Origin of the sequence: Bradyrhizobium sp. SZCCHNR1051 (assembly GCF_032489615.1) — a bacterium.
Classification (GTDB): Bacteria; Pseudomonadota; Alphaproteobacteria; order Rhizobiales; family Xanthobacteraceae; genus Bradyrhizobium.
This window is the reverse complement of sequence record NZ_JAUEYJ010000003.1, coordinates 226,826-253,595: the sequence shown is the minus strand read 5'-3', so window position 1 is coordinate 253,595 and position 26,770 is coordinate 226,826. Positions and strand designations below refer to the sequence as shown.

Below are 26,770 nucleotides of genomic sequence, written 5' to 3'. Positions count from 1 at the left end.
GCCGGCATCGGGTGCACGTTTGATCGGGAATCGAGCAGCGGCCCGCCTCGAAGCGGGCTTTCGTTGTTGCGGCCGGGCTGGCGTCGCGCGAAGAAATCGTTGGCGTCTCACGCGCCCTGATCCGCCGATGATGCGGAGGGCTTGCGGTCACAAGCGCCACGTAATGAGGCGGCGCCCGGAAGGTTCTGGTCCGCGCGGGGCCGGGCCGGTCAGCCGTGCGCCCAACACCCTTGTTCTTAACCAATGGTTAACACGGATTCGCCGGTTTCGAAACGGTGCCAGGTCCTCGTTCACATATCGGATGATCGCCAACCGAGAACTGCGTCTTTGCGGTCACAACCGCAAGTGACGCCCTTCTTGTTCAATGGACGAACGCGCGGGTGCCTCGGCCTCGCGGCGCGCTATGGTAGGACCTCGAATGTGGAGCTCCGTCGTCGTCTCATGCAATGTCCCTGCGGCTCAGGCTTTCCCTACGATCGTTGTTGCGGTCGCTATCTCCAAGGTGATGATCGCCCGCCGACGGCCGAAGCTCTGATGCGCTCGCGCTATACGGCCTATACGCGCGGCGACATCGGCTACATCGAATCGACGCTCGCCGCCGACCGTCGCAGCGCGTTCGATGCCGCCGCGGCGAGAACCTGGGCGACGCGCGCGACATGGCTCGGCCTGCGCATCGTCTCGTCGGTCCGCGGCCAACCCGGCGACGCCGACGGCGTCGTCAGCTTCGTCGCAACCTATCGCGAGGCCGGCAAGACCATCGAGCACCACGAGGTCTCACAGTTTCGCCGCGACGACGACGGCGCCTGGCGCTTCGTCGAGGGTGACGCGCGAGCCGTCGTCACGCAGCCGAAGCGGGCGGCCGCCACCGCGAAGGTCGGCCGCAATGATCCATGCCCGTGCGGTAGCGGCAAGAAATACAAATTCTGCTGCGGACGGTGAGCGCAGCTGTTGATAGGAGGGGGCGCGACTGCGGGCTCGTCAGGTGCTTCCGTGCCCCGCGAAGGCAGGCGCGCGGGCGCTCAAGCCGTTGGTGCCGGCGCCAACCTGGCAACGACGGTCCAGCGTCACCGGTCTTCCCGCGCCCGCTTAGTTGCGAGCGCGAATGAGATGCAAAGATCGGAGGTATGCGGCGCGAACGATCGCGGCGGCCTCAATGTGGCTGGCCGATGTCTGCTCGTTTCCGTCGCGCGTCAGAGCGGGGGCGCCACGATGCCAACAGAGCGCAGGACTTCTCTGCCGCCGCCTTGACTCCGCCCAACCGGGCTGGCCTAGAAGGACGTAGTTCCTAACAGGGGTGGTATCAGGTGGCGGAGTTGGACGAGCAGGTCCGGCAGGACGAACGCGAGCGGTCGCAGGTTGCCGCAACCCTGTCGCCGGCAACGAAGGCGCTGTCACCGCGCAAGGCGGCCATCCTCGACCATGCCAACGATTTCGCCGATGCGCGCGCCAGCTGGCGCGACAAGGCGGCGTTCTTTCACAGCGAGGACGCGTGCTATCTGCGCTTCCTGATCCCGCCGGGCAGCAGCGTGCTCGAGATCGGCTGCGGCCTCGGCGACACCCTGGCATCGCTCGCGCCGTCCTACGGCGTCGGCATCGACTTCAGCGAAAAGCAGATCAAGATCGCCCGCAGCCGGCATCCTGAGCTGACCTTCATTCTGGGCGACGCGGAGGATCCGGCCACGCTCGCCGCCGCCACCGGCCCGTTCGACGTCATTCTGGTGCTCGACACCATTGGTTCGCTCGATGACTGCCAGCAGTTCATCGAGCAGTTGCACCCCTTGTGCACGCGCGAGACGCGCCTCGTCATCGGCTACTTCTCGCACCTCTGGTATCCGCTGCTGAAGGCTGCGGAGGCACTGGGCCTGCGGATGCCGCAGCCGGAGCAGAACGTGCTGTCGCCGGCCGACCTGCGCAATCTCGCGGAGCTTGCCGATTTCGATCCGGTGAAGTCCGAGCAGCGCGTGCTGTCGCCGCTGCGGCTCTACGGCCTCGGCCGTTTCGCCAACCGCTTCCTCAGCGTGCTCCCGATTCTACGCGCCTTGTCGCTGCGGCACTATCTGGTGTCGCGCTCGCTCCGCTGCGTGAGCGACGACGTCCGCTCGGCGACCGTCGTGATCCCCGCGCGCAACGAGCGCGGCAACATCGAGCCCGCGGTGCAGCGCATCGCCGCGTTCTGCCCGGACATCGAGATCATCTTCATCGAGGGCCACAGCAGGGACGGCACCTATGAGGAGATGGAGCGGGTGCGCCAGGCGTTCCCGGACCACGACATCAAGCTGATGCGGCAGCCCGGCAAGGGCAAGGCCGACGCGGTGTTCACGGCCTTCGACGCGGCACGCGGCGACGTGCTGATGATTCTGGACGCCGACCTCACCATGCCGCCGGAGCAGTTGCCGAAGTTCTTCGAGGCGCTGCGCTCGGGCAAGGGCGAGTTCATCAACGGCTCGCGCCTGGTCTATCCGATGGACGAGGGCGCGATGCGCTTCCTCAACCTCATCGCCAACAAGACCTTCTCCTATCTGTTCTCGTGGCTCTTGAACCAGCGCTACACCGATACGCTCTGCGGCACCAAGGTGCTCCGCCGCAGCGACTATGTCAGGCTCAAGGCCGGTAAGGCCTATTTCGGCGATTTCGATCCGTTCGGCGATTTCGACCTGATCTTCGGCGCCTCCAAGCTGAACCTGAAATCGATCGACCTGCCGATCCGCTACGCCGCGCGCAGCTATGGCGAGACCCAGATCTCCCGCTTCCGCCACGGCTGGATGCTGCTCAAGATGGTCGTGTTCGCGTTCTTCAAGATCAAGGCGATCTGAGGATGACGGGAGTTCGCGGTGTCCAGCCTCAGAGGAGGCTGCGCCGATCGTTCGCCAATCGACCTACGTCGTCAAGGCCGGGCTTGACCCGGCCTTCCACGCTTTCGTTCGCCGAGGAAGGACGACGTGGATGCGCGGGACAAGCCCGCGCATGATGAAGAAAACGATTACGAAAACATCGAATCCGCCTCGTGACGCCTTCGATCGCCTGACGCGCTTCGGCTGGCACGGCGGCGTCGCGGTCGCGCTGCTGCTGTCGCTCGTGTCGTTCCTGGCCGTCGGCTATTTCACCGTCTATTGGCGCAATGCCGACATGGACTTCATGATGATCTACAACGCGCTCGCCATCAATGATGGCGGCGCGCAGGCCTTCTTCGATCACCCAGCCTATCTCACCATCCTGTCGGTCGAGACCTGGTTCGCGTTGCTGCATCGGCTCGGCCTGCTCGACGCCTGGACATTGTCGGCGATTCCCGCCGATCACGCTGCCTTCGATGTCGCGATGACCGGCGCCGTCCATGCCGGACGCGTCGCCGCGCTGCTGATGGCGGCGGGCCTCATCCTGGCCTTTGCCTGGCTGGCGCGCCGGCTGGTGTCCGATTGGCGCATCGCCATGCTCGCCGTCACGGCCTTCGTATTCTCCGGCGGCGTGCAGATGCATCTGCGCATCCTGCGCAGCGAGATGATGGCGGCGTCGTTCTGCATTCTCGCGCTGATGATCCTGATCGTGGCGGCGCGCCGCGCCAGCCTCGCGCGTCCGCTTGCGATCGGGCTCGCCGCCACGCTCTGCACGCTCGGTCTGGAGAACAAGGTCCATGCGATCCTGTTGATCGCCGCGATCCCCGTGCTGGTGCTGCCGTTCGGCACGGCGACGAGCCGAAGCGTTGCGTTCTGGCAATCGCCGCGCGCCTGGGCGGCCGTGCTGGTCGCCGGGATCGCTGCGCTGCTCGCCATGAGCGCTGCCTGGCCCCTGATCGTCGCCGGCTTCGATCCTGTCAACGCAACGGCTGCCGGCCTCAAACCCATGCTGTTGGGCCGCTTCGGCGTCTATCAGCTCGCGCTGCTCGGCCTGATCGCGGCCTGCATGGTCGTCTTCGCGTGGCTGTGGCGCGTGAGCGCGGCCGAAACTGTTGCGGCGCTACTGGCGATGGTCGCCGGCGCCGCCATCGGCCTGCTCGCGCTGGATCTGAGCTACGACGTCAACGATGTCGTCGTCGTGCTCAATCCGCTGGAGAAGATGATCACCTTTGTCGACGCGCCAGATGCCGCCGGTAGCCTGAGCGGTGCGATCGGGCTGTTGTTGTCCGGGCTGTTCGGGGTCATCAGGCGCTACACCTTCGTGCTGCAAACTTCGGCGCGGCCCACGGTGTTCCTGACCTGGCTGATCATCCCCGGCGTCGTCATGGCCTGGCGCCGCGGTGAGCGGCAGGCGGCTATCCAGGCCATTCTCCTGATGCTCGCTGCTATCGGCATCGATACGCTCGGTGTCCGCCGCGGGCTGAAGGTCGAGTACTTCGTCTTCACCGATCCCCTGATCATCATTGCCGGCATGGTCCTGCTCGATCATCTGGCGGACCTGCGCTTCTCCCGCTTCGCCTATCCGATCGGCGCGGCGCTGCTCGCGCTCCATGTCGGCATCAGCCAGGCCGAGCCGGTCAAGATGGCCCTCAAGCGCAGGGGGCCTGAGGAGGTCTGCGCGTGGAGCGGCCACTACATGCCACGGATGGCGCTGCCCTGGTGCGCGCCGCCGAACAGCCCGCCGAGGACGTGACGGCCGACGCTCAGGAGCGTCAAGACAATCCTGATCGCACCCTGCGGCGTGGCTTGACCGGCGCAAAGATCGCCGCGAGATCCGCGCCGTCGGGCGCCGGGCACTCGTCGAGCCGCAGCCGGCCCTCGACATGCAGGAAGTGCTCGCGCGACACCGCGATCGCGCGCATCAGGTCGCGGTCGCGTAGCGCCGCGACGATCGCGCCGTGCTCGTCGACCGCGCAGATCGACTGCGCCGCCGGCTCGTACACCGACACCATCACCGAGGAGCGGCTGAGCAGGTCGCCGAGCATGCGCGACAATTCCGGATTGCCGAGCGCGTCGACCAGGTGGACATGAAAGGCGCCGGACAGCCGCACCGAGGTCGCGCGATCACCGCGCCGCGCCGCCGCGTGCTCCTCTGCCAGATGCGCATCGAGCCGGGCGAGCAGGAGATCATCGACCCGCAGCACCAGCTGGCTGAGCACGCCGGCCTCGAGCACGCGATGCGCCTCATAGACCCGTCTGATATCATCAAGCGTCGGCCGCGGCACCCGCGCGCCGCGGTTCGGAATCATCTCCAGCCGCCGCTCGGCGCCGAGCCGGTGCAGCACCTTGCGGATGCGCTCGCGCGACACGCCGAAGACCGCGGCCAGCGGCGTCTCGGCGAGTTTGGTGCCGGCCTTGAGCTTGCCTTCCAGCAGCGCGCGCAGAATGGCCTGATACACCGCCTCGTCCTCGGCGGGATTGGCCTTCCCGATTCGCTGCGCTCGCATCGCCATGCTCCGTAGCTAGGCCCAAAGCCGCGGCAGGTCACCTCCAAAAAATGTGCACATTATGCTCGCGGCCGGGGAGGAGGTCGGTCGAGAAGCGGATCGAGGAAGAGCTCAGAGCAATGATCTCGTTGATGAATCCAAAAATGTGCACATTTGGCACGGCGCTTGCTGATCCTCGTGACACGTCACGCGACAGCTCACACGGGATCCTCTCATGCACCCCTTCTCCCGCCGCAGCCTCCTGAAAACCGGTGCGGCCTTCGCCGCCACCCTTGCCGCGCCCGCGCTGGTGCGCGCCGCCCCCAAAGAGATCGTGATCGGCGGCCCCGCCGGTGCCGCCAAATATTTCAACGCCGATCTGTTTCCGGTGCTGGAGAAGAAGCTCGACTGCAAGGTGCTCTACGAGGGGACGAACTCGCTGACCAATCTGCAGAAGATGCAGGCCGACAAGGCCAGCCCGAAGATCTCCGTCGTGATCATGGACGACCCGGTGATGCTGCCGGCCGCGGCCGAAGGGCTGATCACCAGGATGTCATCGTCGGCGATTCCCAATCTCGGCAAGCTGGTCGACGACGCCGTGCACCAGGACGGGATGTGGGCCAACTACCAGAAGCCGTGGGTCGGCATCGCCTATTCCACCAGGCGCATGAAGACGGCACCTGGCAGCTGGGCCGAGCTGTGGGATGCGAAATACGAGTCCAAGATCGTCGTGCCGTCGTTGTCCAACACCGAAGGATTCTGGACGCTGCTCGCCGCCGCGCATCTCGAGACCGGCAAGCCCTACAAGGAAGCGCAATACGAGATCGACGCCGGCTTCAAGAAGATCAAGAGCCTGAAGGCCAATCTGCTGAACGTCTATACGAACGCACCGCAGGCGATCAATCTGCTGGAGCAGGGCGAGGCCTGGATGATCGGCGGCCAGTTCTCGGCCTATACCTTGATCCGCAAGGCCGACGGCTCGCCGGTCGATCTCGCGATTCCCAGGGATGGCGGCTTCTCGATGCCGTCGGGCATCGCCAAGGTGAGCGGCGCGCCGGCCGGCGATCTCGCCGACGCCGTGATCGACTTCTATCTCAGCCCGGAGGCGCAGACCATCCTGGCCAAGACGGCCTTCATCGCACCGACCAGCAAGGCGACGCCGCTGCCGGCCGGCTATCCGGATCCGGCCTCGCTGTTCGCGCCCGACTGGGCCTTCATCGCCAAGAACCGCGCCGGCTGGGTCGATCGCTGGAGCAAGGAGATGACATGACCGCCGCGCCGCATCTCGTCATCAGCGGAGTCTCCAAGCGCTTCGGTGCGGCGACCGTGCTCGATCGCGTCGATCTCACCATCCGGCGCGGCGAGCTGGTCACCCTGCTCGGCCCATCCGGCTGCGGCAAGACTACGCTGTTGCGCGCGATCGCAGGGCTCGCGCCGCCCGACACCGGCACGATCGCGCTTGCGGGCCGCGACGTCACCCATGTGCCGCCCCATCGACGCAATGTCGGCGTCGTGTTCCAGAGCTACGCGTTGTTCCCGCATCTCACCGTCGCGGGCAACGTTGCTTTCGGACTGAAGGTGCGCGGCACGCCCAAGGCCGAGACCGACCGCGCGGTGGAGCGCACGCTTTCGCTGGTCAAGCTCGGCCATCTCGGCGGCCGCCGCATCTCGGCGCTGTCGGGCGGCCAGCAGCAGCGCGTGGCGCTGGCGCGCGCGATCGCGGTCGAGCCCGACGTGCTGCTGTTCGATGAGGCGCTGTCGGCGCTCGATCGCAAGCTGCGCGAGGAGATGCAGGTCGAGCTGCGCCGGCTGCTGCAGGAGGTCAAGGCGACCGCGATCTTCGTCACCCACGACCAGGACGAGGCGCTGACCATGTCGGACCGCGTCGCGGTCATGAACAGGGGCCGCATCGAGCAGCTCGCCGCGCCGCGCGAGCTCTATGCCCGGCCTGCGAGCTTGTTCGCGCTCAACTTCGTCGGACTGTCGACGCGCATCGCGGGCCAGGTGGTCGGCGCGCATGACGGCACGGTGGACGTCGTGACGCCGGTCGGCCGTCTGTCGGCGCGCGGCGCGTTTCAGCCCGGCGCCTCGGTGATCGTCGCGACGCGGCCGGAGCAATTGCGTCTCGGCGCCGGAGACGGTGCCAACTCGGCGGCCGGACGGGTGCGCTCGGTCGTGTTCCAGGGCTCGCGGACGCTGGTCGACGTCGATGCCGGTGCCGGCGCCAATCTGCTCGCCGAGCTGTCGGGGCGCGAGGCCGAGCTGCCGCGCGTGCACGACGAGGTCCGCTTCGCATGGCCGGTGACCGAAACCTTCGCCTTCGCCGCCGAGGCCTGACCATGACCGATGCCGTGTTATCAGCGCCCATCGTCAAGCCCGCGCCGGATCGCGAGCGGCTCGCCGCGTTCGGCTTCGTCGCGCCATCGGCGCTGATCATCGCGCTGGTGTTCGTGCTGCCCTTGGCGCTGCTGCTCGGCGTCAGCGTGCTCGATGGCAAAGGCGGCGTCACATCGGCGCACTACGTCCGGCTGCTCGGCACGCCCTATTATCTTGGCGTCATCTGGAATTCGCTGCGGCTCGGCCTGCTGACGACGCTGATCGCCTTCCTCGTCTCCTACCCGGCCGCGTTTGCACTGGCCCGCGCCCGCGGCGCGCTGCGCTCGATCCTGCTCGCCACGCTGTTCCTGCCGCTGGCGGCTTCCGTCATCGTCAAGGCCTTTGCCTGGACCATCCTGCTACGCAGCGACGGCCTCATCAACGAAACGCTGATCGCGCTCCACATCATCGAGGATCCGATTCGCATGATCTTCACCCAGACGGCGCTGATCGTGGGCGCAGTCAACATCTTCCTGCCATTCATGGTGCTGCCGATCTACGCCGTGGTGGCGCAGCTCGATGGCCGCTATGCCGAGGCGGCGGCGACGCTCGGCGCTTCTCCGCTCGTGGTGTTCTTTCGCGTCATCCTGCCGCTGACCTTGCCCGGTATCGTCGCCGGGGTCGCGCTGGTGTTCTCGCTGTCGGTGTCGGCCTATGTGGTGCCGACGCTGTTGATCGGCGAGAAGTACCCGACGCTCGCGACCACGATCGCCAAGGCGTATTTGCTGGCCCGCGAGCCCGGCTTCGGCGCCGCTGCCGGTGTCGTGCTGCTCGCGATTGCCGTCATCGTCGTCGCGCTCAGCGCACGGCTGTCGCAGGAGCCGAAATGATGACGCGCATCGCCATCATCATCTGCTGGCTGCTCGCGATCGGCCTGGCGCTGTTCCTGCTGCTGCCGCTCGTCGTCATCGCCGCCGCGTCGTTCTCGCCGACCCCGGTGTTCGATCTGCCGCTGACGGGGGCATCGCTGCGCTGGTACGGCCGCATCGGCCGGCTCGACGGCTTCTGGCCGTCGTTGTTGCTGTCGCTGCAGATCGCACTGCTGTCGACGGCGCTGTCGCTGGTCGCCGGCACGCTCGCCGCGATCGCCATCGCCCGCGGCAGGCTGCCGGGTGCGACGGCGCTGGGGACGCTGCTGGTGTCGCCGCTGATGATGCCCGGCCTGGTGCTCGGCATCGCGCTGCTGCAATATTTCCGCATGATCGGCTTCACCGCGACCTGGAGCGCGCTGCTGGTGGCGCATCTCGTGGTGACCTTGCCTTATGTCGCGCGCACCATGATCGCCGGCCTGTCGCGCTTCGACTTCACCCTGATCGAGGCCGCGCGCACGCTCGGCTGCACCTATGCCGGCAGCATCCTGCGCGTGATGGTGCCGGCGCTGGCGCCGTCGTTCCTGATCGCCGGCCTGTTCAGCCTGCTGGCCTCGTTCGACAATTATCCGGTCTCGATCTTCCTCACCGATGTGCGCTCCAAGACGCTGCCGATCCGCATGCTGCAATATATCGAGGAAGCGCCTGATCCGACGCTCGCCGCGCTCTCCACCCTGATCCTCGCCGGCACCTTGGTGCTGCTGCTGATCAGCGATCGCGTCGTGGGCCTGCATCGCATGGCCGGAACCGCGGATTGACATGATGAGCGCTCAGCCTGCCTTTCGTCGCGATCTCCGGGGCTATGCCGGCCGTCCGCCGCATCCCCGCTGGCCGAATGGCGCCCGCGTCGCGGTGTCGCTGGTGGTGAATTTCGAGGAGGGCTCGGAATTCTCGGTGTGCGACGGCGATCCGAGCAACGAGGCGATCTACGAGGTCGTGCATCGGCTGGACGGCCCCGATCCCTGTATCGACAGCCATTTCGAATACGGCACGCGCGCGGCGTGGTGGCGTATCATGGACCTGTTCGACGCCCACGGCGTCAAGGTCACCGTCAGCGCCTGCGGCCGCGCCGTCGAGCGCTCGCCGGAGCTCGCCCGCGATGCCGTCGCGCGCGGCCACGAGGTGTCGGCGCATGGCTGGCGCTGGCAGAGCCATGCCGGCATGGGCGAGACGGAGGAGCGCCGGGTGATCGCGCGCACGGTCGAGACGATCCAGCGCGTCACCGGCCAGCATCCGCTCGGCTGGCATACGCGCTCGGCGGCGTCCGCGAACACGCGGCGGCTGCTGGTCGAGCAGGGCGGCTTCCTCTACGACAGCGATGCCTACAATGACGACCTGCCGTACTACGTCGATGTCGCCGGCCGCCCGCATCTGGTGCTGCCCTATGCCTTCGACAGCAACGACATGCAATTCTACAACGGCTCGCGCTTCCGCGGCGCCGACTTCGCCGACTACGTCATCGACGCCTTCGACTGGCTCGCCCGCGAGGGCGAGACGGCGCCGAAGATGCTCTCGATTGGGCTTCATTTGCGCATGATCGGCCGCCCCGGCCGGATCGGCGCGCTCGACCGCATCCTGTCCCACGTCACCGGCAGCGGCGTGGCCTGGATCGCGCCGCGCGCCGACATCGCCCGGCACTGGCTGGCGACCGTGCCGCCACCCGGCACGACCTGACGGACCTTGGCCTGGTGACGGACTGGCGCGGCCCGGCCTGGCCGCCTACATCTGCGCCATGATCGATCCTCTCGCGCTAAAATCCTTCATCGACAGCCACCACCGGATCGTCGTGCTCACCGGCGCCGGCTGCAGCACAAATTCCGGCATTCCCGATTATCGCGACAATGACGGGCAGTGGAAGCGCACGCCGCCGGTGACCTATCAGGCCTTCATGGGCAGTGAGGAGACGCGCCGGCGCTACTGGGCGCGCAGCATGGTCGGCTGGCGGCGCTTCGGCCGCGCCCAGCCGAACGGCGCGCACCATGCGCTGGCGCGGCTGGAGGCGCAGGGCCGCTGCTCGCTCCTGGTGACGCAGAACGTCGACCGGCTGCACCAGGCCGCGGGCACCAGCAATGTCATCGACCTGCACGGCCGGCTGGACCGCGTCCGCTGCATGGGCTGCGGCGCGACGCTGTTGCGGGCCCAGTTTCAGGACGAGCTGGCGGACGCCAATCCGCGCTGGCTGGCGCATGATGCCGCCGATGCGCCCGATGGCGACGCCGATCTCGACGGTGTCGATTTCGCTGAGTTCACCGTGCCGGCCTGTCACGCCTGCGGCGGCGTCCTCAAGCCCGACGTCGTGTTCTTCGGCGAGACCGTGCCGCGCGACGTCGTCGCCACGGCGCGCGGGCATGTCGATCAGGCCGACGCCATGCTCGTGGTCGGCACCTCGCTCATGGTCTATTCCGGCTTCCGCTTCGTCCGCGCTGCCGCCGACCGCGCCATCCCCATCGCCGCCGTCAATCTCGGCCGCACCCGCGCAGATGAGCTGTTGTCGCTGAAGGTCGAGGCGCCGTGTGATGCAGCGCTGGCGTTTCTGCTTGAGGGATAGGGTCGGCGGTCCTCTCTCCGCCGTCATGGCCGGGCTTGACCCGGCCATCCAGCTGCTTTGTCGCGGTAGCGATGGATGCCCGGGTCAAGCCCGGGCATGACGAGAAATCAAGTCCAGGGGGCCGCCTCACCGCGACTGCGGCTTCTCGCGGTTCTGGATGCGGTCCTTGTTGTTGACCTGCTCGCTCTCGGGCTTGCCGACCTCGACCGTCTTGCCGGCCTGGTTGCCTGGATTGTAGTGGAACTTGCCTTCGCGATGCTCGCCCGGCTGCTTCCGATCGGGATTGACATTGTCGGCCATGGAACTCTCCTGTCGCTGTGCCGGACAACGTCGCGGGCGTGATGCTTGTTCCGCGGCTGAGCGCCGCGGCCCCGTCCATGCGGCATCATCTCTCTGTGCGGACCGTCACGGAAGCAGCGCGCCCTGACCGTCATGATCCTCGCATGGGCTGCAGGGGCAGCCTCAAGCAACGAGGGACAAGGTCATGACGTCCAGCATTCGTCTTTTCGCCGCCGCCATCGTCGCCGGCGCGGGCCTGCTCGCATCCGCATCGACATCGCCGGCGTCTGCCGGCTGGGAATGGCTGGGCAACAAGAACTACATCAACTGCCTGCAGCTGTTTGCGAGCGGCAACTTCCTGATCCCGGCAAACGCCACCCCGGCCCAGCGCGCGGCCAAGCACGAAGCGGGCCGCCGCTACTGCAATCGCCAGTACTACGGCCACGACTGAGCATGGCGGCACATGCGCAAGGCCGAGGCCGATCGCGGCCTCGGCCTTCGCTTGCGAGGCTCACGCCCCCGTTACGCGCCAGATGCAGTTGCCGACGTCGTCGGCCACCAGCAACGATCCGTCCGGGCCGATGACGACGCCGACCGGGCGGCCATAGGAGAAGCTCTCGTCCGGCGCCAGGAAGCCGGAGAGAATGTCGCGCGCCGGACCCGACGGCTTGCCGTTCTCGAACGGAATGAACACGACCTTGTAGCCGGACAGCTTGCTGCGATTCCACGAGCCGTGCTGGCCGATCACCATGCCCTCGGGGAAGCCGGGCAAGGTGCCCGCCGGCAGCCAGCACAGGCCGAGCGAGGCGGTGTGGCCGCCGAGCGCGTAGTCCGGCGTCAGCGCGGTCGCGACCAGGCCTGCGTCCTGCGGCACGCGGTCGTCGACCGTCCTGCCCCAGTAGCAATAGGGCCAGCCATAGAAGCCGCCCTCGCGCACCGATGTCAGATAGTCCGGCGGCGTCTCGTCGCCGAGCCCGTCGCGCTCGTTGACGACGGTCCACAGCACCCGCGTCTGTGGCTCGAACGCCAGCCCGACCGTATTGCGCAGGCCACCTGCGAAGATGCGGCTCGCGCCGCTCGCGATGTCCAGCTCATAGATGCAGGCGCGGCCCTGTTCGACCTCGAACCCCAGTTCGGCGATGTTGGTGAGCGAGCCGACACCGGCATAGAGCTTGGTGCCGTCGGGGCTGACCAAAAGACTGCGCGTCCAATGGCCGCCGGGCTTGAACGTGGTGAGGCGCTTGCCCTGCGCCGTGATGCGCTCCGCGCCCGCGGCATAGGGGAAGGCGACGATGCCGTCGGTGTTGCCGACATAGAAGGTGTCGCCGACCAGCGCCATGCCGAACGGCTGGCTGAGATTCTCCATGAAAGCATTGCGGCGCTCGGCTGTGCCGTCGCCGTCGGCATCGACCAGCCGGGTGATGCGGTTGGCGCTGACGCCGAGCGCTGCGGCGCGGCGCATCGTGGCCTGCATCGCATAGCCGAACATGTTGCGCACCGGGCTCGGAATCTGCGTCGCCTCGGCGATCAGCACCGACTTGTCCGGCATCACATAGATCCACCGCGGATGATCGAGCCCGGTGGCAAACGCATTCACCTTCAGCCCCGCCGCCGCCACCGGCTTCTCGCCGTCGCGCCAGCCCCGCGCCGTCGGCATCTTCAGGGTCGGCAGCAGACCCTGCGGCTTCGCCACCGGGATCTGCGGCTGCGCCCCCCACGCCGGCTGCGGCGTCTCGCCCTGCAGCTTGCGCCACTGCAGCGCCGCATTGCCAACCAGCGCGACACCGCGCGCGACGATGGAGGAGAGGGTCATGAAACGTCCTGTGGGATGAGACAGAGGCAGGGTGTGATGGTCGAGGTCCATAATACATCTCGCCGTCGCGGCTGATGTGACGATTCTGCGGAGCGGACGTGCTTGGCCTGCGTGGCCTGCATGCGCGGCGGAACGGACATGGCTCAGGGCGCGCCATCGCTCCAGGGGTTGAGGAGCGGGACGCCAGTGGCGGCGAAATCGGCGGTGTTGCAGGTGACGACGGTCAGCCCGTGGACCAGCGCCGTCGCGGCGATCAGCGCGTCGCGCTCGGGCCGCGGGTCGGGCACGTGCAGGCGCGCGCAGTGCTGCGCCACCGCGGTGTCGACGGCGAGAATACGGCCGTCGAAATGCGTCAGGATGTGCTGGTCGATCCAGGTCCGCAGCGCAGCGCCTTGGGCCGCATCTCGGCGCGCGATGCGCTGCGCGCCCAACTCGATCTCGAGGATCGAGATCGCCGAGAGGAAGACGCTCGCGGCGGGCCGCGCTGCGGCCCAGGCGACGACGTTGCGGTCCGCCCTGTCGCGGCGCCTGAGCTCGGAGACGACGTTGGTGTCGAGCAGGAACATCAGTCGAGGTCGGCGGGCCGGCCGATCGGCCCGGCGATGCGCGGTGGCTCGAAATCGAAATCGGCTCCCGGCTGCGCCAGCGCGTCGGCGAGGCTCATGCCGCCGCCGGCCAGGCGGAGATAGTCTTCGATGGTCAGCAGCACATGCGCCGGCCGCCCGCGGTCGGTGATGAACACCGGCCCGTTGGCCGCTTCTTTCTTAGCGCGGCCAGTGTCCTGGTTGAACTCGCGGCTGGTCAGCGTGGTCATGGCCGGCCTCCTGGCAGTGGTCGTTATCCCTCTGACGGCAGAGCATATGTAGAGACGTTACTACATTCAAGCGCGATGGTGACGGCGACTGGCGACGGGCGTGTTGCTCACGCTGCCCACCGCCGGTCGCACCCGGACATCCGCCGTCGGATTCGACCTCTCACCGCGAAGCCGATGCGCCCCCTCCCCCTTGCGGGGAGGGGTCGGGGGTGGGGGTAGCCCAGCCGTGCGCTGGTCATGATCGATCGAATGAATGCTCGCTCTTCATCGTGCAACATCGCATCGGTGATTGCGGCGGAGGGGGCGCGCTGAGAAAGCCGCCAACACGCACGACATCGCCGCAGCCGTGGCGCCGTCATTGAATTGCACTACAGTGGTGTCACATGCTGCCGGCGCGTCGGCTGCGGGCGACAACGGAAGTCAGGAGGATGCACGGCATGATGGGGGTGATCAATTCAGGCGCAGCGCAATCGTCTGCGTCAGGTGTCGCTCTCACGCGCGGACTCTCCCGATGACGTCGCTCGACAAGTCCGCCTTCACGCCGCACGCGCTGCGCGAGAGCGTGCTGAACGAGGTGCATGCGCGGCCGTTCACGCCGCTGACGCAGCCGGTGCTGGTGATCCGCTTCGCCTTCATGGCGAAGGGCGACAGTCCGGCGGTCGACCGCGCCAGCCTCACCGCGTTCTGCGCGCAGCATGGTGCGCTGCCGCCGGAGCCGGGCGTGAAGCATCACCAGGTCGATCTCGGCCCGGTCAGGCTGCGCTTCGAGCAGCATTCGGAATTCGCCACCCTCACCTGGATCTGGAGCCCGCCGGCCGGCGCCGGCCCGCGCCGCTTCGGCGCCATCGCGCCCGAGCTGCAGGCGCTGATCGCGGCGCTGCCGCAGGCCGGCGAGCTGCTGGTGGCGGTCAAGCTCGAGGTCGAGAACGCCGCCGATCCGGTGGCGCGCGCCGAGGAGATCTTCGACAAGAGCAGCCTCGCCATCGTTGCGATCAAGGGCAGCGCCGGCGCGGTCGCCTCCGACTTCCGCCTCGACGACGACGGCTTCACCCGCATCCTGGTCTGCGCCGATGGCCCGACGCCGGAGCGGCTTGGCGCGCTGGTGCAGCGCGTGCTGGAGCTCGAGACCTACCGCACCCTGGCGCTGCTCGGCCTGCCGGCCGCGCTGGCGCTGGCGCCGGACGTCGACCGCATCGAGCGGCGGCTGGTCGAGGTGCTCGCGGAGATGCAGGGCGCGCAATCGTTCAAGCTCAACAACCATTTGCTGCGCGAGCTGACCGAGCTCGAGGCGCTGCTGGAGCGCGGCGCCACCGGCAGCCTGTTCCGGTTCGGCGCCAGCCGCGCCTATTACGACCTGGTGCAGGCGCGCCTAGCGGTGATCGAGGGCGAGCCGATCGCGCCGTATTCGAGCTGGTCGTCGTTCCTGGCGCGGCGCACCGCGCCGGCGATGCGCACCTGCAACGCGCTGGAGGGGCGGCAGTCGAACCTATCGCTCAAGCTGGCGCGCGCCGCCGATCTGTTGCGCACCCGCGTCAATGTCGAGCTGGAGCAGCAGAACCGCGATCTCCTGCGCTCGATGAACGAGCGCACCAAGCTGCAGTTGCGCCTGCAGAGCACGGTCGAAGGCCTGTCGGTGGCCGCGATCGGCTATTACGTCGTCAGCCTGTTCGGCTATCTCGCCAAGGGCGCGCATGACAGCGGCCTGCCGGTCGAGCCGACGCTCGCCACCGCCGCCTTCGTGCCGGTCGCCATCGCGCTGATCTGGTTCACGACCCACCAGATTCGCAAGCGGCATCTGAAGGAGGACCACGAGGCGGAGAAGACCGAGCACGAGTGACGCGCGGCGCTTGCCAGCGCGCGGCGAGGCGGCTAAGCGGCGGTCTGACGGGACAGAGGCGATGAGACGATGAGCGGCACGACAATCGAATTCCTGGTTCACGCAGGCGGCGGGGCGACGCGGCAGCAGATCACGCTGAGCCGCCTTGTCATCGCCGGCTGGACCGGGCGCGATCCGGTCGCGCGCGACAAGCACATCGCCGAATTGGAAGAGCTCGGCATTCCCCGGCCGGCGACGACGCCGATCTATTACGAGGCCGCGGCCAGCCGGCTGACCACATCCGACAGCATCGAGGTCAGCGGCGGGGAGTCCTCCGGCGAGGTCGAGTTCGTGCTGGTGAAGTCCGGCGGGCGGCTGTTCGTCGGCGTCGGCTCCGACCATACCGACCGCAAGGTCGAGACCTACAACATCACCGTCTCCAAGCAGATGTGCGACAAGCCGGTGGCGCCGGAGCTGTGGCTGGTCGACGACGTCGCCGCGCATTGGGACCAGCTGATGCTGCGCGCCTACGCGACCATCGGCGGCGAGCGCGTGCTGTATCAGGAGGGCGCGCTGAGCGGCATGCTGGCGGCTTTCGACCTGATCGCGCGCCGCTATGGTGACGCCGACCTGCCCGAGGGCACCGCGATGTTCGGCGGCACCTTTGCCGCCAGGGGCGGCATCCGCCCCGCCGACCGTTTCGACTTCGAGCTGGTCGATCCCGTGCTGAACCGCGTGATCCGCCATGGTTATGCGATCGAGCAGCTCGTCATCGCCGGCTGATCGGGACGCGCGATCACGATCGTGTGCGGCGAGGCTGGACCGGGTGAGCGTCCGCTACGGCAAGGGCCTGTTAAGCAAGACGGCCTAGGGTGTCGGAGTGTGCCGAAGCGGGACCGCCGCGCATCAGGCGTTCGCGTCCGGCACGATCCTGTCGCGACATGAGACGCGGAGCGGCTGGCAAATCCTTAACCGATCCCTACCTGATCATGGCTTATTCGACGGGTCGGAGGACAAGGGCGATTAACTAGAAGTTTAGGAATTGGTTGTGCGCGTCGATACCTCCCTTAAGGGTTTTATTAAATACCCCGGGAATTGGGAGAGTGCGATGCGCGTCGCGATCGTCCACGATTGGCTTTACGTTCTCGGCGGCGCCGAGAAGGTCCTGCAGGAGATCTTGCGCTGCTATCCCGGCGCCGACGTCTTCACGCTGTTCGACCTGCTGCGTCCCGAGGACCGCGCCAAGCTGGGATTCGAAAAGTCGCACACCACCTTCCTGCAGAAGATGCCGCTTTTGCGAAAGTATCACCGCTCCTACCTGCCGCTGATGCCGCTCGCGATCGAGCAGCTCGACTTGTCGAGCTATGATCTCGTGATCTCCTCGAGCTGCGCGGTGGCGAAGGGCGTGCTGACCGGGCCGGAGCAGGTCCACGTCGCCTATGTGCATTCGCCGATGCGCTATGCCTGGGACCTGCAGCACCAGTATCTTCAGGAGAGCGGCTACGCCACCGGCGTCAAGGGCCTCATCGCCCGCACGTTGCTGCACAAGATGCGGATCTGGGACGCCCGCACCGCGCACGGCCCCGACGCCATCTTCACCAATTCGCAGTTCGTCGCCCGCCGCATCAAGAAGATCTACGGCCGCGACGCCAAGGTGATCTATCCGCCGGTGACCATCGCGCAGCGCGATGCGATCCTGCCGGTCGGCAACCACTTTCTCGCCGCCAGCCGGCTCGTGCCCTACAAGCGCATCGAGCCGATCGTGCGCGCCTTCAATACCATGCCGGACCTCGAGCTGGTCGTGGCCGGCGACGGCCCGGAGGCGGCGCGTCTGAAGTCGATCGCAGGACCCAACGTTAAATTCGCCGGCTTCGTGCCGGACAAGCAATTGCGCGATCTGATGACCACCGCCCGCGCCTTCGTGTTCGCCGCGGAAGAGGATTTCGGCATCATCCCGGTCGAGGCGCAGTCCGAAGGCGCGCCGGTGCTGGCGCTCGGCCGCGGCGGTGCACGCGAGTCGATCCTCACCACGGGGCCGCGGCCGACCGGCATGTTCTTCGGCTCGCCCGAGCCCGCGGCGATCGCGGCCTGCGTGCGATCGTTCGTGGCCAAGGAGAAGTCGATCTCGCGTCTCGATTGCCGCCAGCGCGCCGGCTTCTTCTCGGCCGAGCGCTTCCGCAGCCAGTTCGTCGCGGCGGTCAACGAGGAGCTCGAGCATTTCCGCGCCGGCCATCAGGGCCGCGCGACACGGCTGATTGCGTAACGTTCGGATGTGGTGCGGGTGCAGATCATGAGGCAGGCGGGTCTTACGGAAGCCTTGTCCGGCCTCGACGCGTTGGGGCGGATCTGGCGCCGTCGCGGCGTGTTCGCCATCGTGGCCGGCGCCGTCCTCGCGATTGCGGTGATCGCCCTCGTCGTATTGCCGGTGCGCTATCTCGCCACCGCCTCGGTGATCATCGCCGAGCAGGAGCCCGGCGCCAACACCTCGGCGGCGTGGGCGCAGAAGGTCGGCGACCCCGCCGACATGGAAAGCCAGCTGCTCGTGATCCGCTCGCCGCGCCTGCTGCGGCAGATCATCTCGTCGCCGGGTGTTGCCGACGCGGTCGTCAGCGAATGCGAGCGCGGCCGCCTGCTCGGCTCGACGGATGCGTGCCAGCGTCTCAAGACGGATGTCGGCGCGTTCATCGACCACGTCGAGAGCCGTTTCAGCGTCGCCTCCGCCGGCCGCTCGCGCGTCATCAACATCTCCTATCAGTCGGGTCTCCCCGACGTCGCGCAGACGCTCGCCAACGCACTGACGCAGACGTTTCTCGAGGATCAGCGTACCGAAGGCGCCAACAGCCGCGAGGTCGCGAGCTCCTGGCTGTGGCAGGAGCTGAAGCAGCTCGATCAGCAGCTGCGCGAGGCCGATGACAAGATCCAGAAGTTCCGCCGCACCAAGGGGCTGATGCGCGGCGCCAACGCGCCGATCTCCTCGGAGCGGCTGACGAGCATCGGCCAGCAATTGTCGCAGGCGGAGGCCGCGCGGGCCGAGGCTGCGGCGCGGCTGCAGGAGATCAAGTCGGAGCAGGAGCGCGGCCCGACCGATGCGCCTTCGGTGCTGCAGAGTCGGACCATCGCCGACCTCAAGCAGCAGCTCACGACAGTGAGCGCGCAGCTCGCGAGCGCCGCCGGCGTGCTCGGTCCGAAACACCCGTCGATCCTGGCGCTGACCCGCGAGCAGGCGAGCATCCAGCAGCGTCTCGTCGAGGAGATGCAGTCGATCGCGGCCAGCGCGCAGAAGGCGTTCGATGCCAACACCGCGCTGGTCAATTCGCTCAAGAAGCAGATGGAGACCGCCAAGGCCGAGGCCGGCTCGGCCACGCTGGATGAGGCCTCCATCGAGAGCATGGTGCGCGACACCGAGATCAAGCGCCAGCAATATGCCGAGCTCTACAAGAAGGCGAGCGAGCTCGAAACCGAGCGGCGCGTCCTGCGCGGCAGCACGCGGCTCGTCAGCCTCGCCGAGCTGCCGAGCAAGCCGTTTTTCCCGAAGAAGATCCCGTTCCTCGCCGCCGGCATGACGCTCGCGTTGATCTTCGGCGTCGGCGCTGCGCTGCTCGCCGACAAGCTCGGCGCGCGCCTGATCAGCCCGCCCGTGCCCGTCACTCCGGAAGCGCCGGCCCAGCAGGTCGAGGCGCCCGCTGTCGACGAAGCTCCGGCCATCGTCCCTGAATTGGCCGAGGGTGTGACCGCACCGGAGACGGCGACGCCACCGGCCGCGCCCGAACGAAGCTCTCATCTCCCGAGCGTCGCCGACGTTTCGATCCTGGCCTGCTTGCCGCGCCTGAAGAGCCTGCGCGAGATGTCGGCGCTCGGCGCGATCCTGCAAGGCCATCAACCGCTGGCGATCCCGCGCGTCTTGCGCCTCGCCTCCGAGGACACCGATTTTCAGCATGCGCTGCATGATCTCGTCCACGAACTCGGCTTGAAGCGGTCCGCGCGATCGCAGCGCATCGTCGTGACCTCTCCCGATGCAGGAGATGGCAAGACGACCACGGCCTGTGCGCTGGCAGAGCACCTCGCGGCCGCAGGCCGGCGCGTGCTGGTCGTCGAGTGCGACGTCTCGCATCCCGCCTTTGCCGAGATCATGGCCCTGCCGGCAAGCCCCGGATGGCTCGGTGCGCTGGAGCGCGGGACGCCGCTCCGGGACATGATTCTGCCGACCGCGCATCCCTCGCTCGACGTGCTGCCGGCTGGCGAGGCGACCGGTCCGGTCGGCGACATTCTCGACGCGATCAGCCTCGACCGTCTCCTCGCTGGTCTCGATGGCTATGATGCCGTGATCGTCGACACACCATTGCCGTCGCAACGGAACGACTTCCTTGCCGGTACGGACTGGGCGATCGTCTGTGTGCGCAGTGACCGGTCGTTGATCGAGCCGGCGGTCGTGACGGTGAACAGGAGCAGGGCACTCGGAGCCCGTGATGTCGGCATCGTCGTCACCATGACCGACGTCGAGCACCGCAGCACGCCTGTGGTCCAGACCGCGCCCGTGGCAGCCTACGCCGGAGCCGGGTGATGTCGACCGAGCGTGTCCTGTTCGTCGATCACACCGGGCAGATCGGCGGCGCCGAGTTGATCCTGCTCGATGTCGTCCAGGGCCGCAAGAATTCATCGGTGTTCCTGTTCGAGCCGGGCCCGCTCGGCCAAGTGCTGGCTGAGCGCGGCATGTCGGTCATCACGTCGCGCTGGGGCCGCGGCCTGGGGCAGTTCAGACGCGACAGTTCGTGGTTCGAGGCGCTGCCGCTGTTCGGCAGACTCGCGGCGATCACCGCGGAGCTCGCGCATGTCGCACGTAAGCATGACGTCTTCTATGCCAATTCGCAGAAGGCCTTTGTCCTGTCGGCCATCGCCAACATCGCGGCACGGCGGCTGTTGATCTGGCATCTGCACGACATCATCAGCCCGGCTCATTTCGGCGCGCTGCAGCGTCGCATGCAGATCTTTCTCGCCAACCGCTTCGCGGCGAAGGTCGTCGTCCCCTCCGAAGCCGCCGCAGCCGCCTTCATCGAGGCCGGAGGTCGACGCTCTCTCGTCGAGATCGTGCCCAATGGCCTCGCCGTCGAACCCGTGCCCGCATCGCGGCAGGAGCTGCGGCAGCGACTCGGCCTGCCGTCCGCACCTCTGGTCGGCGTCTTCAGCCGGCTCGCCCAGTGGAAGGGCCAGCACGTCCTGATCGAAGCGCTGGCCAAACTGCCGGGTGTTCACGGCATCATCGTCGGAGATGCCCTGTTCGGCGAGCAGGACTACGCGGCTGAGCTGAGACGGCTGGTCGCGGAGCTGGGCCTCGGTGATCGCGTTCACTTCCTTGGACATCGCAGCGACGTGCCGCTGCTGATGCAGGCGGTGGACGCGATGGTGCATCCGTCGATCGATCCCGAGCCGTTCGGCCGCACCCTCGTCGAAGCCATGCTCGCCGGCGTGCCGGTGATTGCCACTGACGCTGGCGCTGCGCCGGACATCCTCGACCATGGCCGGGCCGGCCTGCTCGTGCCGCCTGGTGATGCGCGTGCGCTGTCCGAGGCTTTGGACGCGGTGCTGGCTCAACCCGAGATCCTCGCGCCACAGCTCGACTACGCGTCGCGCCGCGCGCGCACCCATTACAGTCTTGCCCGCATGCTGGACTCGATCGGGCTTCTGATCCGCAATGTCGGTGCGGGAGCGGCGGTGTGAGCACGATCGTCACACCTGCCCCGTCCTCCGAGCGGTGTATGGTCAATCTCGTCGCGGACTACGATCCGCTCGGCCCGATGTTCGCCATTCTCGCGCCGGTGCTGTCGTGGCCGAAACTGCTCGAGGACGGACAAGTCTCTGCGCGATGGAAAGGGCCGCCGGCCGTGTCGGAGGAAGCCGCATGAGCGCCTCCGGCCCTTCGCTCAAGCGCTTCAGTGCGCTGCTGATCAGCGGTGCGCTGGCGAGCAAGATGCTCGGCTTCGGCCGCGAGGTGCTGATGGCGCATGTGTTGGGTGCCTCGCTCATCGCCGACGGCTTTCGCGCCGCGATGGCGGCCGTGCTCATCCCGCTCGCATTCCTGCAGAACGAGAGCGTGCCGGCGATCATGATCCCGATGCATCGCGAGGCGCTGCAGCGGCCGGATGCCGCGCGCAGCCTCGGTGCGCTGACGATCGTCATTGCCATCGTGTCGAGCGCGGTGACCGCGATCATCCTGCTGCTGGGCGAGCTCTGGGTGAACGCCGTCGTCGGCGGCTTCTCGGCGGAGGGGCGTGAGCTCACTTTGCATTTCGTGCGCATGATGGCGTTCGGCATGCCGGCGTCCGCGGTCCTCAACGTGCTGGCGGCCGGCGAGATCGCGCTCGGGCGCACGCGGCTGACCAATGTCCGCGCCAGCCTGCTCAACGTCGCAGTGATCGGCGGAATCGGCCTGCTTGTGCTGACCGGCGACGCCTACATGCTCGCCTGCGCCTTCACCGTTGCTTTCAATGGCCTCGCCGCCTGGGGTCTGTTCACGCTGTGGCGCGAGGGCGCGCTGAGCGTCTCCGGCCTGACCGCCGGCATGGTGATCGACAAGGGTGTCGAATTCTTCCGCCGGCTGCGCGTCCTGCTTGCGTTGCCGCTGGCCGAGCAGGGCAATGTCTGGATCGAGCGCTTCACGGCGTCGCGGCTGACGACGGGCGCCGTCGCCTCGCTGGACTACGCGCGCTCGCTGACCGAGAGCGCGCTGCTGCTGATCAGCCAGCCGCTCGGCATGGCGGTGCTGTCGCAGCATGCCCCACGCGATCCGCGTGCGCAGACCGAGGCGCTGCTGCGGCCGCTGCTCGCGCTGACCTTGCCGGCCTCGGCGTTCCTGCTGGTCTTCTCGACCGACATCGTCCGCCTGATCTATTTCCGCGGCGCGTTCGGCGACGAGGCCCTGCTGCTGACCTCGCATGCGCTCAAGGGCATCGCCTGCGGCGTCTGGGCCGCGACCCTCGGCTGGATCCTGATCCGTCTGCTCAATAGCGCGGGGCGCAACGGCGTCGCTGCGGTCATCATCGTCTCGGCCTATCTCGCCAACATGGGCTTCAACCTGCTGATGCCGCTGTTCGATCCGTCGCCGGCGGCCGGCATGCAGTTGCTCGGAGTTGGCGAAGCGATCCGCAGCCTCGTGCTGCTGTCGGGCGTGGTGTTCGTGCTCGGCGATGCGCGAAAGCTCCTGCTCGTGATCGGCTTGGCCCTGCTGCCGACCGCACTGATGGCCGTGCTCGGCCTGATGATTCAGACCTCCGTGCCGGGCCTGCTGCCGCGCCTGTTCGCCGGCGGATTGGCCTATATGCTCTGCCTGGCCTTCGCGATCGGCATCCTGCTGCCGGCCGTGGTGGGCACGGCGCTCCGCCATGTTCGTCGTACGTTCAAGATGAAGGGAGAGCTGAGTTGACCCTGTTGGCCCTCGCTGCCGCCAAGGCCATGATGGCATCCGGTGCCTTCGTCCTTCCGCTCGCCAAGGCCGCCGATCGTGTGCTCGGCCCGCGCGGCTGCTGCCTGACCTTCCACCGCACCGCGCCCGCGGAGCAATGGGAGCGTCTGCCCAATCGCGACTTCTACGTCGATGCCGACTTTCTCGATCGTTTCCTCGGCTATGTCCTCGACCAGGGTTGGGATGTCGTGACGATCAGCGAGGCGCTGCGCCGGCCGGCAAGCGCCGAGCCGCCCGGCCGCTACGTCAACTTCTCGATCGATGATTGCTACCGCGATACGTGCGAGCTGCTGGTGCCGGTGTTCCGCAGGCACAAGGTGCCGGTGACGCTGTTCGTGACGACCGGCATTCCCGACGGCACTTTGCCGCTGTGGGCCGCTGGCTTGGAGGATGCGCTGCTGCACAGGGACCACGTCACGGTCGACGATGAGCGGATCGCGCTGTCGAGCGCCGAGCAGCGCCGCGCGGTGTTTGCGCAGGTCGCCTCGCGCTGGGATGGCCCGCAGGCCGCGAATCGTTACGCCGCGTTCTGTGCCGCCAACGCCATCGACAGCGATGCAATGCATTGGAAACATGCGATCTCCTGGGACATGCTGGAAGCGCTGGCGGGGGATCCCCTCATCGAGATCGGAGCCCACACCGTCTCGCATGCGCGCATCTCGTCGCTGCCTCCGGAAGCCGCCCTGCGCGAGCTGGCCGGCGCGCGGCTGCGATTGAACGAGCGGCTCGGCATCGACGTCCGGCACTTCGCGTTTCCTTACGGGCGCGCCGCCGATTGCGGGCCGCGGGACTTTGCGCTGGCGCGGCAGGCCGGATTCGCCAGTGCTGCGACCACGCGCAAGGGCCTTGTCAAAGCCGGGCAGGATGCGTTTTCGATTCCGCGCAACACCATGAACGGCGCGCATCGCACGCTGGCGGCGATGGAGCTGCATCTCACCGGCTTCAGCGGGACTGCAGCGAAGGTGATGGGCCGTGTCTAGCAGGGGCCGCTTGCGGATCGTCTCGATTGCGCATCCTGCCACCAGCAGCGAGGCCGGCCGGCTGCGCTACCGCCATCTCGCCTCCCGGCCCGACGTCGATCTGCATCTTGTGATGCCCGAAGTGTGGAAGGAATTCGGCCGCACCATTACCGCGCCTCACTCCAACGAAGGGTTTCCCGTCCATCGGCTTCCGATCCGGCTGCCGAACGCCGGGCCGATGAAATGGTACCTGCACTTCTATCCAGCACTGCGTCGCCTGCTGCGCGAGCTCGATCCGGACGTGATTCATCTTTGGGAGGAGCCCTGGAGCATCGTCGCGCTGCAGGCGCAGATGCTGCATGGTCGTGCGGCGCTCGTGCTCGAGGTCGACCAGAACATCCTGAAACGGCTGCCGCCGCCGTTTGAGGCGATCCGCAAATTCGTCCTCGGCCACACCGCTCACATCCTGTCGCGCAGTCCCGACGCGACTGAGGTCGTGAGGGCGCGTGGCTACACGGGTCCGGTGACCCCGATCGGCTATGGTGTCGATCTCGCGACCTTCATGCCGGCGGATGATCCGTCGAATGCGACGACCGGCTCGCCGCTGCGGCTCGGCTATGTCGGCCGGCTGGTGGTCGAGAAGGGTCTCGACGATGCGCTCGATGCGCTCGCACGGAGCAAGTCGGCGGCCACGCTGAGCATCATGGGTGAAGGTCCGCACGAGCCGCATCTGCGCCGGCGCGTGGCCGAACTCGGCTTGAGCGGGCGCGTCACGATCCAGGGCTGGGCTTCACCAGCCGCGGTCGCGGCCTTCCTGCGCGGCCTGGACGCATTGCTGCTGCTGACGCGAACCACGGACGCGGTGCGCGAGCAGTTCGGCCGGGTGATCATCGAGGCCCAGGCCTGCGCCATTCCGGTGATCGGATCAACCTGCGGAGCGATTCCGGATGTCGTCGGCGACGGCGGCTGGATCGTGCCGGAGCAGGATCCCGGCAGCCTGTGTCGGCTCATCGATGAGCTCAGCGGCCAGTGGGCGGAGCTCGCCGTTCGCAGTGAGGCGGCCCGCGCAAACGTGCTCCGGCGCTTCACCTATGATGCGGTCGCGGCGGCGATTGAAACGGCATGCCGTGCGGCCCATCAGTCGAGAACCGCATCCCGCCTCGCCCGCCCACAGCGGCTGCAGACGAATTAGCTAGGCCTTCAGCGGCAGTGCAATCACTGCGCGGCCAGGCTGTCGCTTGGCGGCATCGATCTGCTTGAGCAGCTCGATGTATTGCAGCCCGATCTGGTCCCAGCCATAGGTCTGCGCGGTCGCATGGGCGCCGTCCTGCAGCCGGCGCATCAGTGCGGGATCGGCGAAGACCGCCGCGAGCTTGGCGGCGATGTCGTCGGCGTCGGCCGCGATGCGGAAGCCGTTGACGCCGTCGTGCAGATAATCCTCGATTCCGCCGACCGGCGTTGCGAACACCGGCACTGCGCAGGCCATGGCCTCCATGCAGACCAGCGAGAACGTCTCATAGCTCGTAGGTAGCACGAAGGCATCGGCCGCCGAGTACAGCGCCGGCATGTCCGAGCGTGAGCCGGCGAAGATCACGCGTTGCTGGGCGTTGCGCGTCAGTCTGCGGTAGGGCGCGGGATTGTCCGAGCCGACGACCAGCAGCCAGACGTCGTTGCCGAGCCGATCGAGCGCGCCGATCGCATGCGCCAGTCCCTTGCGGTTGAATTCGTGGCCGGCGAACAGCAGCAGGCGCGCGTTCTCCGGGATGCCGAACTCACGCCGGATCGCCTGGCCGCTGGTGGTATCGCGGTTGAATCGCGCGAGATCGATGCCGTTGGAGATGACGTGGATGCGGGCGGCCGGCACGCGGAAGAAGCGCTGCAGCTCCGCGGTGACGCGGGAGGACACCGCCACGAACGCCTGATACCGCAGGCCTCCGATCATGAATCGGTCGCGCAGCGCGACCCACAGATGCATCGGGTTGAGCATCCAGCGCCAGCTGCCGGCGGCGCGCTTCTCGGCCAGGCTCTGCGCATTGACCGCATGCACGATCAGCACGTCGCCCTTGAGACCATCGCCGTGGCTGACGACGACGGCATCGGGGTGCCGCGCCAGCGCCCGTGTCGCGGCGAGCGTGAACAGCGGCACGACCACGGCGCGGCCGATGTGCCGAAACAGTCCGCGAGTCGGAATCCGCGCCAGCCATGGCGCAACGCGCTCGACCCTTATCGTGTGTTCGAGATTGTCCGCGACGGCGCTCGCGAGCACGACGTTCGATAAACCATTCCGGCCGAAAACGCGCGCCAGCTCGATAGCAACGGTTTCCACGCCGCCCGCATTGCTTATCTCTTGAACGATCTGGACAATCTCAAACGTCATAACGGAAATCTAAGGGATCAGACATTGCGACTTCGTTCCAATCTGCTGGTCATTAGCACAGCCCTGTTAACGTTTGTCACGTCGCCATGGCCGAGCGCCGTTCGCGCCGGCGAAACGAACGCCTCGGCGTTGCGGATCGACGAGCG

Annotated in this window: 25 protein-coding genes; 19 read left to right on the top strand and 6 right to left on the bottom strand. The window is 67.4% G+C overall.

Translation table 11 applies throughout. The features are described from left to right. The first annotated feature begins 441 nt into the window (after nucleotides 1–441). The 3 genes from QW868_RS04785 to QW868_RS04775 all read left to right on the top strand — a co-directional run bounded on the left by QW868_RS04785 (nucleotide 442) and on the right by QW868_RS04775 (nucleotide 4,584). Nucleotides 442–939, top strand: a complete 498-nt coding sequence (locus tag QW868_RS04785) for a YchJ family protein (RefSeq protein ID WP_315770675.1) — start codon at nucleotides 442–444, stop codon at nucleotides 937–939. A gap of 365 nt (nucleotides 940–1,304) precedes the next feature. After that, nucleotides 1,305–2,813 carry a bifunctional class I SAM-dependent methyltransferase/glycosyltransferase family 2 protein gene (locus QW868_RS04780; protein ID WP_316230035.1) on the top strand — a complete coding sequence of 503 codons (1,509 nt, stop codon included), beginning with the start codon at nucleotides 1,305–1,307 and terminating at the stop codon, nucleotides 2,811–2,813. 151 nt (nucleotides 2,814–2,964) lie between these two features. Next, on the top strand, nucleotides 2,965–4,584 hold the full coding sequence (locus tag QW868_RS04775; RefSeq protein WP_316230034.1) for a hypothetical protein: 1,620 nt from the start codon (nucleotides 2,965–2,967) through the stop codon (nucleotides 4,582–4,584). Nucleotides 4,585–4,603: 19 nt separating this feature from the next. On the opposite strand, the gene QW868_RS04770 is transcribed toward QW868_RS04775, so the two are convergent. Next, entirely contained in the window at nucleotides 4,604–5,344 is a 741-nt protein-coding gene (locus QW868_RS04770; RefSeq protein ID WP_316230033.1) for a GntR family transcriptional regulator, read from the bottom strand. A gap of 208 nt (nucleotides 5,345–5,552) precedes the next feature. Between QW868_RS04770 and QW868_RS04765 the strand changes: the two genes are divergently transcribed. Genes QW868_RS04765 through QW868_RS04740 form a run of 6 tightly spaced genes read left to right on the top strand, consistent with a single transcriptional unit; the run spans nucleotide 5,553 to nucleotide 11,110 of the window. Continuing rightward, a complete protein-coding gene (locus QW868_RS04765) occupies nucleotides 5,553–6,587 on the top strand; it encodes an extracellular solute-binding protein (protein WP_316230032.1) in 1,035 nt (344 codons plus the stop codon). After that, a complete protein-coding gene (locus tag QW868_RS04760; protein WP_316230031.1) occupies nucleotides 6,584–7,654 on the top strand; it encodes an ABC transporter ATP-binding protein in 1,071 nt (356 codons plus the stop codon). Before QW868_RS04765 ends, QW868_RS04760 begins: the two co-directional genes overlap by 4 nt. A gap of 2 nt (nucleotides 7,655–7,656) precedes the next feature. Further along, nucleotides 7,657–8,523: an ABC transporter permease gene (locus QW868_RS04755; RefSeq protein WP_316230030.1), complete on the top strand. Its 867-nt coding sequence runs from the start codon at nucleotides 7,657–7,659 to the stop codon at nucleotides 8,521–8,523. After that, nucleotides 8,523–9,320, top strand: a complete 798-nt coding sequence (locus tag QW868_RS04750; protein ID WP_316230029.1) for an ABC transporter permease — start codon at nucleotides 8,523–8,525, stop codon at nucleotides 9,318–9,320. The genes QW868_RS04755 and QW868_RS04750 overlap by 1 nt, the downstream gene beginning before the upstream one ends. 4 nt (nucleotides 9,321–9,324) lie before the next feature. After that, nucleotides 9,325–10,236 carry a polysaccharide deacetylase family protein gene (locus tag QW868_RS04745; RefSeq protein WP_316230028.1) on the top strand — a complete coding sequence of 304 codons (912 nt, stop codon included), beginning with the start codon at nucleotides 9,325–9,327 and terminating at the stop codon, nucleotides 10,234–10,236. A 58-nt stretch (nucleotides 10,237–10,294) separates the two neighbouring features. Continuing rightward, nucleotides 10,295–11,110: an NAD-dependent protein deacetylase gene (locus QW868_RS04740; RefSeq protein WP_315811940.1), complete on the top strand. Its 816-nt coding sequence runs from the start codon at nucleotides 10,295–10,297 to the stop codon at nucleotides 11,108–11,110. 126 nt (nucleotides 11,111–11,236) lie between these two features. Here the strand turns inward: QW868_RS04740 and QW868_RS04735 are convergent, their stop codons facing one another. Then, the gene (locus tag QW868_RS04735; protein ID WP_315811941.1) at nucleotides 11,237–11,410 is read right to left on the bottom strand and encodes a hypothetical protein; all 174 of its coding nucleotides are present in this window, start codon (nucleotides 11,408–11,410) and stop codon (nucleotides 11,237–11,239) included. Between the two features lie 184 nt (nucleotides 11,411–11,594). On the opposite strand from QW868_RS04735, the gene QW868_RS04730 reads away from it, so the two are divergent. After that, the gene (locus tag QW868_RS04730; protein ID WP_316230027.1) at nucleotides 11,595–11,840 is read left to right on the top strand and encodes a hypothetical protein; all 246 of its coding nucleotides are present in this window, start codon (nucleotides 11,595–11,597) and stop codon (nucleotides 11,838–11,840) included. 60 nt (nucleotides 11,841–11,900) lie between these two features. On the opposite strand, the gene QW868_RS04725 is transcribed toward QW868_RS04730, so the two are convergent. The 3 genes from QW868_RS04725 to QW868_RS04715 all read right to left on the bottom strand — a co-directional run bounded on the left by QW868_RS04725 (nucleotide 11,901) and on the right by QW868_RS04715 (nucleotide 14,016). Then, a complete protein-coding gene (locus QW868_RS04725; RefSeq protein WP_316230026.1) occupies nucleotides 11,901–13,202 on the bottom strand; it encodes a sorbosone dehydrogenase family protein in 1,302 nt (433 codons plus the stop codon). Nucleotides 13,203–13,345: 143 nt separating this feature from the next. Next, a complete protein-coding gene (locus QW868_RS04720) occupies nucleotides 13,346–13,768 on the bottom strand; it encodes a type II toxin-antitoxin system VapC family toxin (protein WP_316230025.1) in 423 nt (140 codons plus the stop codon). Next, nucleotides 13,768–14,016, bottom strand: coding sequence for a type II toxin-antitoxin system Phd/YefM family antitoxin (locus tag QW868_RS04715; RefSeq protein ID WP_316230024.1), 249 nt, complete (start codon nucleotides 14,014–14,016; stop codon nucleotides 13,768–13,770). Before QW868_RS04715 ends, QW868_RS04720 begins: the two co-directional genes overlap by 1 nt. A 511-nt stretch (nucleotides 14,017–14,527) precedes the next feature. On the opposite strand from QW868_RS04715, the gene QW868_RS04710 reads away from it, so the two are divergent. The 9 genes from QW868_RS04710 (at nucleotide 14,528) to QW868_RS04670 (ending at nucleotide 25,439) form a co-directional block, all read left to right on the top strand. Then, the gene (locus tag QW868_RS04710; RefSeq protein WP_316230023.1) at nucleotides 14,528–15,853 is read left to right on the top strand and encodes a DUF3422 domain-containing protein; all 1,326 of its coding nucleotides are present in this window, start codon (nucleotides 14,528–14,530) and stop codon (nucleotides 15,851–15,853) included. Nucleotides 15,854–15,922: 69 nt separating this feature from the next. Further along, nucleotides 15,923–16,615, top strand: a complete 693-nt coding sequence (locus QW868_RS04705; RefSeq protein WP_316230022.1) for a DUF2848 domain-containing protein — start codon at nucleotides 15,923–15,925, stop codon at nucleotides 16,613–16,615. A 325-nt stretch (nucleotides 16,616–16,940) separates the two neighbouring features. Next, nucleotides 16,941–18,095 carry a glycosyltransferase gene (locus QW868_RS04700; RefSeq protein WP_316230021.1) on the top strand — a complete coding sequence of 385 codons (1,155 nt, stop codon included), beginning with the start codon at nucleotides 16,941–16,943 and terminating at the stop codon, nucleotides 18,093–18,095. Nucleotides 18,096–18,122: 27 nt separating this feature from the next. Further along, entirely contained in the window at nucleotides 18,123–20,393 is a 2,271-nt protein-coding gene (locus QW868_RS04695; protein ID WP_316230020.1) for an exopolysaccharide transport family protein, read from the top strand. After that, a complete protein-coding gene (locus QW868_RS04690) occupies nucleotides 20,390–21,547 on the top strand; it encodes a glycosyltransferase family 4 protein (protein WP_316230019.1) in 1,158 nt (385 codons plus the stop codon). Before QW868_RS04695 ends, QW868_RS04690 begins: the two co-directional genes overlap by 4 nt. Next, nucleotides 21,544–21,732, top strand: a complete 189-nt coding sequence (locus tag QW868_RS04685; protein WP_316230018.1) for a hypothetical protein — start codon at nucleotides 21,544–21,546, stop codon at nucleotides 21,730–21,732. Before QW868_RS04690 ends, QW868_RS04685 begins: the two co-directional genes overlap by 4 nt. After that, a complete protein-coding gene (locus QW868_RS04680; RefSeq protein ID WP_316230017.1) occupies nucleotides 21,729–23,249 on the top strand; it encodes a lipid II flippase MurJ in 1,521 nt (506 codons plus the stop codon). Before QW868_RS04685 ends, QW868_RS04680 begins: the two co-directional genes overlap by 4 nt. Then, a complete protein-coding gene (locus QW868_RS04675; protein WP_316230016.1) occupies nucleotides 23,246–24,268 on the top strand; it encodes a polysaccharide deacetylase family protein in 1,023 nt (340 codons plus the stop codon). Before QW868_RS04680 ends, QW868_RS04675 begins: the two co-directional genes overlap by 4 nt. After that, on the top strand, nucleotides 24,261–25,439 hold the full coding sequence (locus tag QW868_RS04670) for a glycosyltransferase (protein ID WP_315811951.1): 1,179 nt from the start codon (nucleotides 24,261–24,263) through the stop codon (nucleotides 25,437–25,439). The genes QW868_RS04675 and QW868_RS04670 overlap by 8 nt, the downstream gene beginning before the upstream one ends. Here the strand turns inward: QW868_RS04670 and QW868_RS04665 are convergent, their stop codons facing one another. Next, nucleotides 25,440–26,624, bottom strand: coding sequence for a glycosyltransferase family 4 protein (locus QW868_RS04665; protein WP_316230015.1), 1,185 nt, complete (start codon nucleotides 26,622–26,624; stop codon nucleotides 25,440–25,442). Between the last annotated feature and the right edge of the window lie 146 nt (nucleotides 26,625–26,770).

Bases quoted from the DNA above. Each gene is read 5' to 3' on its own strand.
- QW868_RS04785 (WP_315770675.1), top strand. From the start codon at position 442: ATGCAATGTCCCTGCGGCTCAGGCTTTCCCTACGATCGTTGTTGCGGT.
- QW868_RS04775 (WP_316230034.1), top strand. From the start codon at position 2,965: ATGATGAAGAAAACGATTACGAAAACATCGAATCCGCCTCGTGACGCC.
- QW868_RS04770 (WP_316230033.1), bottom strand. From the start codon at position 5,344: ATGGCGATGCGAGCGCAGCGAATCGGGAAGGCCAATCCCGCCGAGGAC.
- QW868_RS04765 (WP_316230032.1), top strand. From the start codon at position 5,553: ATGCACCCCTTCTCCCGCCGCAGCCTCCTGAAAACCGGTGCGGCCTTC.
- QW868_RS04760 (WP_316230031.1), top strand. From the start codon at position 6,584: ATGACCGCCGCGCCGCATCTCGTCATCAGCGGAGTCTCCAAGCGCTTC.
- QW868_RS04755 (WP_316230030.1), top strand. From the start codon at position 7,657: ATGACCGATGCCGTGTTATCAGCGCCCATCGTCAAGCCCGCGCCGGAT.
- QW868_RS04750 (WP_316230029.1), top strand. From the start codon at position 8,523: ATGACGCGCATCGCCATCATCATCTGCTGGCTGCTCGCGATCGGCCTG.
- QW868_RS04745 (WP_316230028.1), top strand. From the start codon at position 9,325: ATGAGCGCTCAGCCTGCCTTTCGTCGCGATCTCCGGGGCTATGCCGGC.
- QW868_RS04740 (WP_315811940.1), top strand. From the start codon at position 10,295: ATGATCGATCCTCTCGCGCTAAAATCCTTCATCGACAGCCACCACCGG.
- QW868_RS04735 (WP_315811941.1), bottom strand. From the start codon at position 11,410: ATGGCCGACAATGTCAATCCCGATCGGAAGCAGCCGGGCGAGCATCGC.
- QW868_RS04730 (WP_316230027.1), top strand. From the start codon at position 11,595: ATGACGTCCAGCATTCGTCTTTTCGCCGCCGCCATCGTCGCCGGCGCG.
- QW868_RS04725 (WP_316230026.1), bottom strand. From the start codon at position 13,202: ATGACCCTCTCCTCCATCGTCGCGCGCGGTGTCGCGCTGGTTGGCAAT.
- QW868_RS04720 (WP_316230025.1), bottom strand. From the start codon at position 13,768: ATGTTCCTGCTCGACACCAACGTCGTCTCCGAGCTCAGGCGCCGCGAC.
- QW868_RS04715 (WP_316230024.1), bottom strand. From the start codon at position 14,016: ATGACCACGCTGACCAGCCGCGAGTTCAACCAGGACACTGGCCGCGCT.
- QW868_RS04710 (WP_316230023.1), top strand. From the start codon at position 14,528: ATGACGTCGCTCGACAAGTCCGCCTTCACGCCGCACGCGCTGCGCGAG.
- QW868_RS04705 (WP_316230022.1), top strand. From the start codon at position 15,923: ATGAGCGGCACGACAATCGAATTCCTGGTTCACGCAGGCGGCGGGGCG.
- QW868_RS04700 (WP_316230021.1), top strand. From the start codon at position 16,941: ATGCGCGTCGCGATCGTCCACGATTGGCTTTACGTTCTCGGCGGCGCC.
- QW868_RS04695 (WP_316230020.1), top strand. From the start codon at position 18,123: ATGAGGCAGGCGGGTCTTACGGAAGCCTTGTCCGGCCTCGACGCGTTG.
- QW868_RS04680 (WP_316230017.1), top strand. From the start codon at position 21,729: ATGAGCGCCTCCGGCCCTTCGCTCAAGCGCTTCAGTGCGCTGCTGATC.
- QW868_RS04665 (WP_316230015.1), bottom strand. From the start codon at position 26,624: ATGACGTTTGAGATTGTCCAGATCGTTCAAGAGATAAGCAATGCGGGC.